This is a genomic window from Micromonospora sp. 067-2 (assembly GCF_046549295.1).
Taxonomy (GTDB): Bacteria; Actinomycetota; Actinomycetes; order Mycobacteriales; family Micromonosporaceae; genus Micromonospora.
The window spans coordinates 44,926-58,595 of sequence record NZ_JAJPWB010000016.1 but is presented as its reverse complement, the minus strand read 5'-3'; the positions used below and the strand labels follow the sequence as shown (position 1 = coordinate 58,595).

At 71.9% G+C, this 13,670-nt stretch carries 10 protein-coding genes; 1 reads left to right on the top strand and 9 read right to left on the bottom strand.

Annotation, left to right across the window (positions count from 1 at the left end):
• Position 1: 1 nt before the first annotated feature.
• Positions 2–670: a DedA family protein gene (locus ACLJN9_RS30450; RefSeq protein ID WP_410815138.1), complete on the bottom strand. Its 669-nt coding sequence runs from the start codon at positions 668–670 to the stop codon at positions 2–4.
• Between the two features lie 282 nt (positions 671–952).
• Between ACLJN9_RS30450 and ACLJN9_RS30445 the strand changes: the two genes are divergently transcribed.
• Positions 953–3,805, top strand: coding sequence for an aconitate hydratase (locus tag ACLJN9_RS30445; RefSeq protein WP_410815137.1), 2,853 nt, complete (start codon positions 953–955; stop codon positions 3,803–3,805).
• 687 nt (positions 3,806–4,492) lie between these two features.
• Here ACLJN9_RS30445 and ACLJN9_RS30440 read toward each other — a convergent pair.
• The 8 genes from ACLJN9_RS30440 to ACLJN9_RS30405 all read right to left on the bottom strand — a co-directional run bounded on the left by ACLJN9_RS30440 (position 4,493) and on the right by ACLJN9_RS30405 (position 13,235).
• Complete coding sequence (locus ACLJN9_RS30440) at positions 4,493–5,008, bottom strand: GNAT family N-acetyltransferase (RefSeq protein WP_410815136.1); 516 nt, start codon at positions 5,006–5,008, stop codon at positions 4,493–4,495.
• A gap of 64 nt (positions 5,009–5,072) precedes the next feature.
• Complete coding sequence (locus ACLJN9_RS30435) at positions 5,073–5,684, bottom strand: GTP-binding protein (protein WP_410815135.1); 612 nt, start codon at positions 5,682–5,684, stop codon at positions 5,073–5,075.
• Complete coding sequence (locus ACLJN9_RS30430; RefSeq protein WP_410815134.1) at positions 5,665–6,051, bottom strand: DUF742 domain-containing protein; 387 nt, start codon at positions 6,049–6,051, stop codon at positions 5,665–5,667. The genes ACLJN9_RS30435 and ACLJN9_RS30430 overlap by 20 nt, the downstream gene beginning before the upstream one ends.
• A 5-nt stretch (positions 6,052–6,056) precedes the next feature.
• Positions 6,057–6,479: a roadblock/LC7 domain-containing protein gene (locus tag ACLJN9_RS30425; protein WP_410815133.1), complete on the bottom strand. Its 423-nt coding sequence runs from the start codon at positions 6,477–6,479 to the stop codon at positions 6,057–6,059.
• Between the two features lie 83 nt (positions 6,480–6,562).
• The gene (locus tag ACLJN9_RS30420) at positions 6,563–9,235 is read right to left on the bottom strand and encodes a nitrate- and nitrite sensing domain-containing protein (protein WP_410815132.1); all 2,673 of its coding nucleotides are present in this window, start codon (positions 9,233–9,235) and stop codon (positions 6,563–6,565) included.
• 124 nt (positions 9,236–9,359) lie between these two features.
• Entirely contained in the window at positions 9,360–10,994 is a 1,635-nt protein-coding gene (locus ACLJN9_RS30415) for a prenyltransferase/squalene oxidase repeat-containing protein (protein ID WP_410815131.1), read from the bottom strand.
• Complete coding sequence (locus ACLJN9_RS30410) at positions 10,987–11,901, bottom strand: terpene synthase family protein (protein WP_410815129.1); 915 nt, start codon at positions 11,899–11,901, stop codon at positions 10,987–10,989. The genes ACLJN9_RS30415 and ACLJN9_RS30410 overlap by 8 nt, the downstream gene beginning before the upstream one ends.
• Complete coding sequence (locus tag ACLJN9_RS30405; RefSeq protein WP_410815144.1) at positions 11,898–13,235, bottom strand: cytochrome P450; 1,338 nt, start codon at positions 13,233–13,235, stop codon at positions 11,898–11,900. The genes ACLJN9_RS30410 and ACLJN9_RS30405 overlap by 4 nt, the downstream gene beginning before the upstream one ends.
• Positions 13,236–13,670: the final 435 nt, after the last annotated feature.

The following is a 13,670-nucleotide window of genomic DNA, read 5'->3' as shown; positions in this document are numbered from 1 at the left end:
GTCACGTTCCGTCGTCAGGATTCGCCGCAGTGCGGACCGGCTCGGCGTCCGTGGTCGGCTCGGCCGCCTCGAACCGGTGTGCCCGTCGGCGCAGCCACCAGGTGCTGGCCAGGCCGGCGAGCACCGCGAGGATCAGCCCGGCCCAGGAGATGTCCTTGAGCCAGTGCTCGGCCGCCCGGCCCACCGAGTACAGCAGGTAGGTGGTGCCGAACGCCCAGACCAGCCCGCCGGCCGCGTTGGCCATCAGGAACCGCCGGTACGGCACGCGCAGCGCTCCGGCGAGCGGGCCGGCCAGGATCCGCAGCAGTGCCACGAACCGACCGAAGAAGACCGCCCAGACGCCGTACCGGGCGAAGCTCTGTTCGGCCCGGGCGAGCTGTGCGGGGCCGAGATGACGGGGAAAGCGCCGGCCGAGTCGGGCCAGGAGCGGGCGGCCACCACGGCGGCCCACCGCGTATCCGATGGAGTCACCGACGATCGCGCCGGTGGCGGCGGCCGTGGCCACCCACTCCGGTTCCACCACGCCGGTGGCGGCGAGCAGGGCGGAGCTGACCAGGACGATCTCGCCGGGCAGTGGGACACCCATGCTCTCCACGCCGATCACCCCGGCGACGAGCAGGTAGACGGCGATCGGTGGCAGCGATTCGAGCCAGTGCTGGACGTCGAACACGGTTGACCCCTTCCCCGACCGGCCTCGAACCCTACCCGGGGCAGGCCGCGGGGGCCTGTCCTGCGGGCGCGCGGATGTCGCGTTGCTGTCCGGGCCACACCCGGTAAGGCGTCCTAGGAGGCTAGGGTCAGGCACAGGGACACGGGGACTGCGCCGAGTTGCGCAACTAGCAAGACGGACGTACGGTTTTGTTGAGAGCGGAATCGGCGGTAAGTGTCACCTAACCTCGGCGGCACCCCGGCCGGTGCGACACACTGCTCAGGACTACTCACGGTCGCTGGTGTGAAGGAGTACGACGTGGCGAGCCTCGACACCTTCGGTGCGAAGACCCAGCTACGCGTCGGAGACGCGAGCTACGAGATTTTCAAGATCGACAAGGTGGACGGCCACGACCGGCTGCCGTACAGCCTGAAGATTCTGCTGGAAAACCTGCTGCGGACCGAGGACGGCGCGAACATCACCGCCGACCACATCCGCCAGCTCGGCGGTTGGGACTCCACCGCGGCCCCGAGCGTGGAGATCCAGTTCACCCCGGCGCGGGTGCTGATGCAGGACTTCACCGGCGTGCCCTGCGTGGTCGACCTGGCCACCATGCGCGAGGCGGTGCGCGACCTGGGCGGCGACGCCACCAAGGTCAACCCCCTCGCCCCGGCCGAGCTGGTCATCGACCACTCCGTCATCGCCGACCTGTTCGGTCGTGCGGACGCCTTCGAGCGCAACGTCGAGCTGGAGTACGAGCGCAACAAGGAGCGCTACCAGTTCCTGCGCTGGGGCCAGACCGCGTTCAACGAGTTCAAGGTCGTCCCGCCCGGCACGGGCATCGTGCACCAGGTCAACATCGAGTACCTGGCTCGCACCATCATGGAGCGCGGCGGCCAGGCGTACCCGGACACCGTGGTCGGCACCGACTCGCACACCACGATGGTCAACGGCCTCGGCGTGCTGGGCTGGGGCGTCGGCGGCATCGAGGCCGAGGCCGCCATGCTCGGCCAGCCGGTCAGCATGCTCATCCCTCGCGTGGTGGGCTTCAAGCTGCACGGCGAGATGCCGGCCGGCACCACCGCCACCGACCTGGTGCTGACCATCACCGAGATGCTGCGCAAGCACGGCGTCGTGGGCAAGTTCGTCGAGTTCTACGGCCCCGGCGTCAGCGCCGTGCCGCTGGCCAACCGCGCCACCATCGGCAACATGTCTCCGGAGTACGGCTCCACCGTGGCGATCTTCCCGATCGACGCCGAGACGATCCGCTACCTGGAGCTGACCGGCCGGGACAGCGCGCAGGTCGCGCTCGTCGAGGCGTACGCCAAGGAGCAGGGTCTCTGGCACGACCCGGCGGCCGAGCCGGAGTACTCCGAGCGTCTCGAGCTCGACCTGAGCACCATCGAGCCGTCCCTGGCCGGCCCGAAGCGCCCGCAGGACCGGGTGCCGCTGGGCAGCGCCAAGACGTTGTTCCGCTCGGCGCTGACCGACTACGTCGCCGACGACCAGGCCGGTGACCGCGACCTCAAGCCGGGTGTGCCCCGCGAGCAGCTGCCGGTGGGCGCCAACGGTCCCGCCGACGAGGCCAGCGCCGAGTCCTTCCCGGCCAGCGACCCGCCGGCCAACGAGTTCAGCGACCCGGCCGACGAGCCCCGCGACCTGGAGACGGCGGCGGTCGGCTCCGGCGGTCGGGTCACCAACCCGATCCGGGTCACCGGCTCCGACGGCGTCGAGTACGAGCTGGACCACGGCGCCGTGGTGATCGCCGCGATCACCTCCTGCACCAACACGTCCAACCCGCAGGTGATGATCGGTGCCGCGCTGCTGGCCCGCAACGCCGTGGAGAAGGGCCTGACCCGCAAGCCGTGGGTCAAGACGACGCTGGCGCCCGGCTCCAAGGTCGTCATGGACTACTACGAGCGCGCCGGCCTGACGCCCTACCTGGACAAGCTCGGCTTCAACCTGGTCGGCTACGGCTGCACCACCTGCATCGGCAACTCCGGCCCGCTGCCCGAGGAGGTGTCCGCCGCGGTCAACGAGAACGACCTCGCCGTCGTCTCCGTGCTGTCCGGCAACCGGAACTTCGAGGGCCGGATCAACCCGGACGTCAAGATGAACTACCTGGCGTCCCCACCGCTGGTGGTCGCGTACGCGCTGGCCGGAACGATGGACATCGACCTCGCAAACGAGCCGATCGGCGAGGACACCGAGGGCAACCCGGTCTACCTGCGCGAGATCTGGCCGAACAGCGCCGAGATCCAGGACGTCATCGCCCAGGCGATCGGCGCCACCGGGTTCAGCGCCGCGTACGCCGACGTCTTCACCGGCGACGAGCGGTGGCAGTCGCTGCCCACCCCGACCGGCGACACGTTCGCCTGGGAGAACGACTCCACCTACGTGCGCAAGCCCCCCTACTTCGAGGGCATGCAACAGGAGCCGGCGCCGGTGTCCGACATCGGTCCCGCCCGGGTCCTGGCCAGGCTGGGTGACTCGGTGACCACCGACCACATCTCGCCGGCCGGCTCCATCAAGGCCGACTCCCCCGCCGGGGCGTACCTCGCCGAGCACGGCGTGCCGCGGCACGAGTTCAACTCGTACGGCTCCCGCCGGGGCAACCACGAGGTGATGATCCGGGGCACCTTCGCCAACATCCGGCTGCGCAACCAGCTGGTGCCCGGGGTCGAGGGCGGCTTCACCGTCAACCACCTCACCGGCGAGCAGACGTCGATCTACGACGCCTCGGTGGCCTACCAGGAGGCCGGCGTCCCGCTGGTCGTGCTGGCCGGCAAGGAGTACGGCTCGGGCTCGTCCCGGGACTGGGCGGCCAAGGGCACCATGCTGCTGGGCGTCCGGGCGGTCATCGCCGAGTCGTACGAGCGGATCCACCGCTCCAACCTGATCGGCATGGGCGTGCTGCCGCTGCAGTTCCCGGTGGACACCACCGCCGAGTCGCTCGGCCTCACCGGCACCGAGACGTTCACCATCACCGGGGTGACGGCGCTCAACGACGGCGAGACCCCGCGTACGGTGACGGTCACCACCGACACGGGCGTCGAGTTCGACGCGGTGGTCCGGATCGACACGCCGGGTGAGGCGGACTACTACCGGCACGGCGGCATCCTGCAGTACGTGCTGCGCCGCATGATCGCCAACTGACGTCGTACACCCGATAAGGGGCCGCTGACCGCGATCGCGGGCAGCGGCCCCTTTCACGTTCCTGTCGGCGGACGCTCGCTCCCGAACCGGCAGCGGTCTGAAATGGCCGGCTGGGCAGGTGAGCACTGCCCCCGCGGTGCCTGTAGAGCTGCCCCAGATGTGGACCGGGTCGGGCCGCCACGGCAGTCCGGTCGGCGGCGCGTGACCGTCTGCCTTCGCGATGATCGTGGCGTGCGCCGCCGGACGTGAGGCCCCCGCCGGACGTGAGGGCACCCCGCTCGACGTGCAGCCCCACCGGGCGTCAGCCCCACCCGGGCCCAGCCCACCCGGCCTGAGCCCACCGTCGGCGACGTCGTCATTGCCCCAGTTATGGGGCAGCTCTACAGGCAAGCACCGGAGGGGGTCGGTCCGCACAGCCCGCCGGAGCAGAGGCTCGCCGGGCAGACGAACCGCCGGGTGAGGAGGGGCAGTGCGCCGTTCCGAATGGTTCCTCGCGTCCGACGACACGACGTACCGGTTCTCCCGGCCTGACCCGGTCGGCGACTCGCCGCGGCAGCCGCGCTTCACCTGGTCCTGCTGTGAGCGGCCGCGGTGTTGCCCGAGACGTACCAGCGGTTCTGCCGGCCGTGCCACGAACAGTCGCTGGCTCCGGCCGGAGCGGCGGCGACCTTCCTGCCCTGTCGCAGCCTAGGGAGCGAGCGTGTCCGCGTCGGGCCCAGCCGACGTGCGGAGATCCTTGCGCATCTGCTGGGTCGTCACCCGGTAGCCCGCCGAGCCGTACAGGGTGAGCGCCGTCGTGTTGTAACCGAACACGTTGAGTTCGAGGGCGTGGGCACCTCGTTCCCGAGCCACCCGCTCCCCGGCCGTGAGCAGGGCGCGCCCGAGGCCCCGACCGCGATGCTCGGCCGCCACCTCGATGTCGTACAGGAAGGCGCAGTGCGCGACGCCCCGCGGATGCGTCAGACCGATCCACAGTCGTCCGATCGGTGTCCCGTCGGCCAGCAGGCCGAGCAGGAAGATCATGCTGGGCGTGTCCATTCCCTGGGGAAGCAGGGCCGCGTTGGCGTCCTGCGAGCGGCCCAGAGCCTCGTCAGCGGTCCAGTTGCCGGCCTCGACCTGCTCCTGCGCGTAGGCGTCGACGACCTCGGTCTGCCACGTGTCGAACTCTTCGCGCGACATCGCTCGCACGTCCACCTCGATCATGCGGGCATCCTGTCACGAATCGCGGAAGCGGCGGTCCCCGTTCTCCGGCGGTTGATCAAGTCGCTCACTCGTGGCCGGCGGCGCGGCGGCGGGCCTCCCTGGTCTTCATGGCGTGCTCCATGAGCGTCACGAGCACGTCCTTGCTGGACTCGCGCTGGCGGGCGTCGCAGAGCAGCACCGGCACCCCCGGGTCCAGGTTCAGTGCGGTCTGCACCTCGTCGAGCCGGAACTGCCGGGCGCCCTCGAAACAGTTCACCGCGACCACGAACGGGGTGCCCCGCCCCTCGAAGTAGTCGATCGACGGAAAGCAGTCGGCCAGCCGACGCGTGTCGGCCAGCACCACCGCGCCGATGGCACCCAGCGCCAGCTCGTCCCAGACGAACCAGAACCGGTCCTGCCCCGGGGTGCCGAACAGGTAGAGCACCAGGTCGTCACTGATGGTGATGCGGCCGAAGTCCATCGCCACGGTGGTGGTGGTCTTGCCCTCCACCCCGGACAGGTCGTCGATGCCGACGCCCGACTCGGTCAGCACCTCCTCGGTGCGCAACGGCCGGGTCTCGCTCACCGCGCCGACCATGGTGGTCTTTCCCACCCCGAAGCCACCGGCGACCAGGATCTTGATCGCGGTGGGCAGTGGGGTCGCTCCCGCCGGCCGGTCAGAGTGCCCGTAGTCCATTGATTACCGCCTCGAAGATGCTGTTGTCGGGAAGACCGGCCGTGGTCTGCGGCTCGCGGACCTGCACCAGGCTGCGAGCCGCCAGGTCACCGAGGAGCACCCGGATGGTGCCCACCGGCAGGTCGAGATGGGCGGCGATCTCGGCGACGGACTGCATGCGCTGACACAGCCCGACGATCGCCAGGTGCTCCGGACCGAGACCGACCTCCGGTGTGACCTCGGCTCGGGTCGCGGTGACCAGGGAGATCAGGTCGAACGTGCCGGTGACCGGGCGTGCCCGGCCGCGCGTCATCGCGTACGGGCGCACGACCGGACCGGCATGGTCATCCACCCACTGATGGTCCGCGGACTCTCCCTGCGCCGTCATGGCCGCTACTTCTCGCCGGCCGGCTGATCGGCCCCACGAGATGGTGAGGCCACGTACTTGCCGACCCTGGTGACCAGCATCGCCATCTCGTAGGCGATCAGGCCGACGTCGGCGTCCTCGCTGGCCAGGACCGCCAGGCAGGCGTTGCGGCCGGCCGCGGTGACGAACAGGAAGGAGGACTGCATCTCGATGATGGTCTGCTGCACCTGACCACCGCCGAAGCGCTTGCCGGCGCCCCGGGCCAGGCTCTGGATGCCCGCCGCCATCGCCGCGAGGTGCTCGCCGTCGTCCCGGCTCAGCCCCTGGGAGGAGGCCATCAACAGCCCGTCGGTCGAGAGCGCGACCGCATGCTCGGCCTGCTTCACCCGGCCCACCAGATCATCCAGCAACCACGTCAGGTCGGCACTCGTTGCCGTCTTCTGGGCCACTCGTCGTCCTCTTCTCCCCCGGCTGCTCGCCGTGCTCGTCTGGGGCTGACCGTCACACCACGCGAGAATCGCCTCGGCGCCGGTCAGGTAGCTTGCGGATCCTCGTCGGTCGGCTCCGGTGCTGCCGCCTCCGGCGCGCCGGAGGCGCCGCCGAGCAGTCGCGCCGCGTCGGTCCGACCGCGCCGGGTGCCGGTCTGGTAGGAGCTCATCATCCGGCGTACCTGCTCCGGCGGGCGCGTCACGTCCTCGTCGTCGGTGGTCTCGGTCGTCGCCGGGTCGTCGCGCAGCTCGGCGACGATGTTCGCCTGTCGGATCCGGACCGGCAGGCCCGAGTCGGTCCGGTCCGAGTCGGCCCGGGCCGGGTCGACCCGGGCCGGCGCGGGGCGGCCCCCGTCGCCGTTGGCGCCCAGCGTGCCGGCGTCACGGCTGTCCCGGGCGGCGCGGTCCACCGCCGGCAGGCCGGTGGCCACCGTCGGGCCGTCCAGGGCCGGCTGACCCAGGTCGCGCCGGACCCGGCTGGGCAGGTCCGTCGTCGCCCTGGCCGACAACTCGGTGGCCGGCGACGCGGTGGCCGGGGTGGCGGTGGCCGGGGTGGCGGTGGCCGGGGTTGTGGTGGCCGCCGACGTCCGCTGGCGGGTGGGCAGGGCGGCCTCCACGGTGCCGTCGGCCTGCGCCGTCGGGGTGCGGATGTCGTCCGCCACCGTGGCGGTCGGCGCCGGTACGTCGGGCGTCGTCGGCGCGGCGGCCAACGCGACAGGAGTACGCAGGGCCGGGCGGCCGGTGTCGGCGGTGCCCGTGGGGCTGGCGGTCGAGGCCGAGGGCAGCGCGGTGGCCGGCGATCCGGAACGGAACGCGCCGGAGTCCTCCGGATCCACGCCGTCACCGGTGACCAGCGCCAGCGGGATCAGCACGACGGCCGTGGTGCCGCCGTACGCCGACTCCTTGAGCCGAACCCGCACGCCGTGCCGCTCGGTCAGCCGGCTCACGACGTAGAGCCCGAGGCGGGCGGCGTTGGCGAGGTTCAGCTCCGACTGGTCGACGATCCGGTGGTTGGCGGCGGCCAGATCCTCCTCGCTCATGCCGAGGCCCCGGTCCTCGATCTCGAGGGCGAACCCGTTGGCCACCAGCTGACCGCGGACCTCCACGCTGGTGTGCGGCGGAGAGAACGACAGGCCGTTCTCGATCAGCTCGGCGAGCAGGTGGATGATGTCACCGACCGCGCGGCCGGCGAGCGAGACCGGCCCGAGCGGCAACACGTTGACCCGGGTGTAGTCCTCCACCTCGGCCACGGCGCCGCGCACCACGTCGACCATCGGCACGTTGCGCCGCCAGGCGCGGCCCGGGGTGGAGCCGGAGAGCACGATCAGGTTCTCCGCGTTGCGCCGCATCCGGGTGGCCAGGTGGTCGACCCGGAACAGGTCCTCCAGCTCCTCCGCGTCGTGTTCGCGCCGCTCCATCGCGTCCAGCAGGGTGAGCTGTCGGTGCACCAGGGCCTGGGTGCGCCGGGCCAGGCTGAGGAAGACCTCGCGGACGTTGCGGCGCAGCTCGGCCTGCTCGACGGCCGTGCGTACGGCGGTCTCCTGGACGGCGTTGAACGCCTTGCCGACCTGACCGATCTCGTCGGTGCCGAACTCCAGCGGAGGCGCCTCGGTGGCCACGTCGACCTCCTCGCCACGGCCGAGCCGCTCGACCACCCGGGGCAACCGCTCGTCGGCGAGCTGCCAGGCGGCCTGCCGTAGCCGCTCCAGCTGGCGCAGCAGGGTCCGGGCCGTGGTGACCGAGACGACGACGGAGGCGATGACGGCGAGCAGGCCCAGACCGGTGGCGAGCACCAGCCGGACGACGACCATCACGGCGACGCCGGTGGCCCGGTCCACGATGCCCTCGCCGCCGGCGGTCACCGCCTCGTTCACCTCGGCCAGCGCCGGCTCGACCGTGCCGCGCCACTGCTCGGCGCTGATCGGCAACTGGGTCGCGGGACGGCCCTCACGGATGATGCCGTCCTGCACGCTCCGCAGCCGGGTGAACTCCTCCCCCTCGACGAGCCGCTGGTAGCGGCGCTGGTCGGCGTCGCTCAACCGGGCCCGGGTCTCCTCGCCGAGGAACCGCTCGGCGCCGACCAGGGTGACGTACCGGGCGTACTCCGGCCCGCTCATCCGGCCGTTGCCGAACAGGCCGCTGAGCAGCGCATCCTCCTGAGAGATCAACTCTTTCATCCGGTTGAGCTGGATGAGGGCGGCCGCGTCGGCGGCGATCACCTTGTCGTCCAGGCTGCCGGTGACGTCGTAGATCTGGAAGATCGACTCGATCGCGTCGGTGTACGCGTCGGCGGCGGCGATCCGGTCGATCCTGCGGCCCAGCACCTCCGCGCGGGTCTGCTCAAGCGCGTCGATCCGGGTGATGGTCGTGGCCAACTGGGTGTCGAGCGCCGAGCTGCCGGCCACCTCGACCTGCCAGTTGCGGACCGAGTCGGCGAAGTCGCCCGCCAACTGTGCGGCCCTGCCCTGCTCGGCCTCCAGCGCCGTCCGCTGCGCGGCGTCGGGGGTGCTCAGGTACGCCTGGGTCAGCCGTCGCTCCAGCTGGAGCTCCCGCAGCAGCGGTTCACTCGGCGCATAGACCTTGCTGTTGAGCAACTGGACACCGAGCAGGTTGAAGCCGTCCCGCAGGGTCACCCATGCCGCGAACATCCAGAGCGCGACAAGGGAGAGCAGCAGGGCGACGACCTTGGTGCGGATACTCGTACCGCGAGAACGCATTGAACCGTCCCAGGCAGGGCGTTGACTCAGCTCATCAACGGGTGATCATGGAGGGTGACGTCCCGCCGCAGCGCGGCACACGGGGCTGGGGCTCTGCGTACGCTAGCAGTGTCCACACAACCCCTCAAGTTGCTGTTTTTGTTGCCTGGTAACCACAATCCACCACCGATCGGCCGGTGCCCACGGTGCGGGCGGCGGCCAGCCGGCAGGCGGCAAGAACCGCCGCGCGGACGATGGCGGTCGGACAGTACAGCTCCTTGCCGTACCACAGTGGAGGGTGTTCCCGGCTAGCCGGTTCGTGCAGGTAGGCGTGCCCGCGAGTCACCGCCTCGTCGATCCGCGCCGGTTCCGTCGGTGCCGCCAGCAGGACCTGCAGGGCGTACGCCGTCTCCTCGACGGTGCCGGCCCACCGCCCCCACGAGCCGTCCGGGCGCTGGGTGTCCAGAACCCAGCGGGCCGCCCGCCGCACCGACCCGGTCGCCGCCGCACCCCGGCCGAAGTCCACCAGCGCCAGTACGCAGCAGGCGGTGGCGTAGTACGGCGAGGCGTGCCACCGGTCCTGCCAGCCGCCGTCGGCGCCCTGGTGCCCGGGCAGCACGACGCTCAGCCGGTCGACCGCCCTCCGGTACCGCCGGTCGGCGTCCGGATGCGCGGCCAGGTGCTGACCCAGGGCGTCCAGCACGTGGGCGTTGGTGGTGACCGAGAAGCCGTCCTCACTTCCCGCCCAGGTGCAGAAGCCGTCCACCGTCTCGTACGCCCACAGGCTCGCGGGATCGGCCGGCCGGCCGAGACGGGCCAGCGCGTCCAGCGCCACCGACGTGGTGTCGGCGTCGGTCGGCAGGCCGTCGCCGGTGGCGATGCCCCCGGCGCCGGCGGCCCCGGTCAGGGTCTCCAGCACGGCGGCTGGCGGATTGACCGCCACGCCGGCGCGACGCAGTCCACTGAGCACCCAGGCCCGTTCGAAGACGGTGATCGGGGCCGGACAGGGAACCGGCCCTCCGCCGTCGCGGATCAGCGTCCGCAGGAAGGCGTGCGCGGTGGGGCCGGCGTCCGGGCCGGCCGTGGTCAGCCAGGCGGCGGTCGCGGCGGGCGACGCGCCGACGGCGGTGAGGGTGGGCCCGGCGTCGACCGGCGTCGCGTCCAACACCTCGTAGAAGTGGGCGAGCTTCGGCGGCAACACCGCACCGGCGGCCACCGCCGTCCGCACCGCGCGCAGCCGGTCCGGGCCGAGGCCGGCGGGCAGCACCAACGGTGGACGGCGTAGCCGCTCGGCGTTCGCCCCGTCCAGCCCGGCCAGTCGGTCGTTGATCGAGTCGACCAGCGCCGGGACGATGAGGTCCAGCGCCGGGGTGTCCGGCAGCGTCCCGGCGTCGGTCGCGAGCAGCGTCCCGGCGAGCGCGGCCAGCCCACGCGCGACCGACGCGACCAGGTGCGTTTCCGCCCGGCCGTCGGCCAGCGCGGCGAGCAGCGCGTCGGTGGCGCTCAGGGTGGGCACCAGGGCGTACCCCTCGGGTGGGCCCCACGCGCCGTCCGGGCGTTGGCCGCGCAGCAGGAACCCGATCCGTTGCTGGTGCCCGGTCAGCCAGGGAGCATCGGCGACCAGCCGGCCGGTCTCGTAGACCGAGGGGGCGACCTGGCCCCAGGGCCGCAGCGCCATACCAGCGATCAGCTCGCGGGCGGCGTCGGTGGCCGGGTCGTCGGCCGCCGGGCTGCCGCTGGTCACCGGGTCGGCCAGCACCGGGTACGCGCCGTCACTCATCGCGGACCCCCCAGAAGTCCGACACCTGGTAGAAGCCGCCGGTGAAGGAGATCTGCCGGTGCAGGTAGTCCGCCTGGCGGGGGCACCGCTCGCCGAGCGCGGCCAGTTCCGCCCGGGACCGGGCGGTCAGCTCGGCCAGCCTGGTGTGCACCTGCGCCGGGTCGGCGACCAGCAGCGCGTTCAGGTCACCCCATTCGGCGTCCCGGCCGTGCGTGGCCAGGTCGTTGACCAGCCGCAACACCCGCTGTACGCCGCGCCCGACGGCCAGCAGGTCGGTCAACCGGGCAAGGGTCTCGTCGTCGCCGGTCGCGATCCAGTGGGTGACGTTGACGAAGGAGCAGGCGAGGTTGTCGGCGTTGTCCAGGTAGCCGTCGAGGGTGGGCAGAGGCTGCCCGCCGACCGGGTCGGCCGACAGTTTCTTCCAGTCCCACTCCCGCGCCACGGCGGCGAGCATGCGGGCAAGCTCGTCGCGCCAGACCGGCTGCAACCGGGCGAAGGCCGGCACGGCGGCCAGCTCGTCGCGCAGGTCCGCCAGCAGCCGCGCCAGGTGCCGCCCCGGTGGTGGCGCGGCCCCGTCGGCCACCGCCAGGCAGTCGGTCACCACCGCCTGGACGTCGTCGGCGGACCGGGCGAGGTAGTCGACCTGCCAGTCGGCGGCGAAGACCCAGAGCAGGGTACGAGTGGTGATCCGCAGCTCGGCGGCGGTGTGCCAGGGCGCGGTGAAGGCGATCGCGGTGGACACCGCGCTGAGCAGCGCCGGGTCGAACGGCCCCGCGTCGAACAGCTCGGGGTGGGCGGCGGTGACGTCCTGCAGGTCGCGTACGCCGCGCACGGCGAGTGCGCACACCCGGCCCTGCTCGGCGACGGCGTCCCGGTCGGTCTGCACCGGCCGCGGCGCACCCGTCACGACACGACCGGGCGCTCGACCGGGGTGAGGATCAGCTCGGCCCGCTGTTTGGGTTGCAGGGAGGCGCCCATCCGGGGCGTCAGATCGACGGGCTGGCGCAGCCGGAAGCGGTAGCGGCTCAGCACGGTACTGACGATGAGTTGCGCCTCCAGCAGGAAGAGGTACTGCCCGAGGCACTGGTGCGGCCCACCGCCGAAGGGGAAGTAGGAGTAGCGGTAGGGCCGTCGAGGCCGCTCCGGGGCGAAACGTTCCGGGTCGAAGAGCTCCGGGTCGTCCCAGAACGTCGACATCCGCTGCGTGACGTACGGGCTGACCAGCACGGTGCCACCGGCTTTGATCCGTACGCCGCCCAGCACGTCGTCGCCGACCGCGGTCCGCGGGATCATCCAGCCGGCCGGGTAGAGCCGCAGCATCTCGTCGAGCACCATCCGGCCGTAGCGCAGCTCGGGCAGGTGCTCACGGCGGACCTGGTCGCCGCCGACCACGCGTTCGATCTCGTCGGTCATCAGCTCGGCCACGTCGGGTCGGGACGACAGCACCGGCCAGAGCCAGGAGAGCAGCGCGATGGTGGTCTCGGTGGCGGTGGAGAACATGGCGACCACATCGCCGCGGATCGCGTACTCGTCGGGCACCTTTCCGTCCGCCCGGGGCCGGCAGAGGGTGGAGATGATGTCGTCGCCGTCGGTGGGCCGCGCCCGGGCTTCCCGGATGATCGGCAGCACCACCTCGTCGATGGTCCGCACCGCCTCGCGGAAGGGCCGGTCGCCGGGCATCGGCACCGCGTACGGCACGAAGGGCACCAGCAGGCGCGGAAGCATCGCGGTGGTGACGGTGTCCAGTGCGGCGCTGATCCGCAGCGCGTCCGGCACCGAGATCCGGTCGGCGAACAGCACCCGCATGGTGGTACGCAGCACGATCCGGGTCAGCTCGGCGCCGCCGTCAACCGGGCGGCCGTCCCGGGCGGGCTCCAGCCACTCGTCGACCGCCTCGTTGATCGCCTCGGCCATCCTGTCGACGAGCGTCTCGGCGCGCTTGGCGGTGAACAGTGGTTGCAGCGCCCCTCGACTGGATTCCCAGACCTCACCCTCGGCGACCAGGATGGCGTCGCCGACGATCCGGCGGACCGGCCGCCAGAGCAGGCCGTCCCCGTCGCGGGTGTAGTTGGCAACGTTGTCCCGCAGCACTCTCTGCAGGTGCTCCGGGTGGCTGACCAGGTAGGGGCGGAACGAGCCGAGGTTCAGCCGGACGACCTCGCCGCCGGCGGCGTCCGCGAAGCCGACCAGCGCGGCGAGCGGGTCGCGGACCATCGCCGGCAGGACGCGACGGAGCGGGATCATTCGGGGTTCGGTGCTGACGGGGGCGGGGCCGACATCGGACACCTGGGACATCGAAAACTCGTCTCCTCGTCGAACCGCCGGCCGCAGCGGTCCACTTCGGCCGGTCGGGACTGTGGAACTTTCACCTTCTGGGCGACGGAAGCATCTCATCAAAAACGAGGCACCTCCAGACCTGTGGCCGGTGCAATTCCGCCGCCGCACCGACCACCCGTCGATGGCGTGAGTCCCGCGACGTCCTGAGTGGACACTCAGGCCGGCATGCGGTGCAGGTCGGGACGCGCCCACTGCGACGGCGTGTGGGCGCCCGCCCGGGCGGCCACCTCCGCCGACCGATCGACGGGCGGGACGGACGGGCGACGTCGGACGGGTCGGGTCCGCGCCCGTGACCAGGCACCACCCGGTCCCTGCGAATCCGGGCGATGCCGGGCACCC

Excerpts from the sequence above, each read along its gene's own strand:
- ACLJN9_RS30440 (WP_410815136.1), bottom strand. The coding sequence starts at position 5,008 with ATGATCGAGGTGGACGTGCGAGCGATGTCGCGCGAAGAGTTCGACACG.
- ACLJN9_RS30430 (WP_410815134.1), bottom strand. The coding sequence starts at position 6,051 with ATGACGGCGCAGGGAGAGTCCGCGGACCATCAGTGGGTGGATGACCAT.
- ACLJN9_RS30435 (WP_410815135.1), bottom strand. The coding sequence starts at position 5,684 with ATGGACTACGGGCACTCTGACCGGCCGGCGGGAGCGACCCCACTGCCC.
- ACLJN9_RS30415 (WP_410815131.1), bottom strand. The coding sequence starts at position 10,994 with ATGAGTGACGGCGCGTACCCGGTGCTGGCCGACCCGGTGACCAGCGGC.
- ACLJN9_RS30420 (WP_410815132.1), bottom strand. The coding sequence starts at position 9,235 with ATGCGTTCTCGCGGTACGAGTATCCGCACCAAGGTCGTCGCCCTGCTG.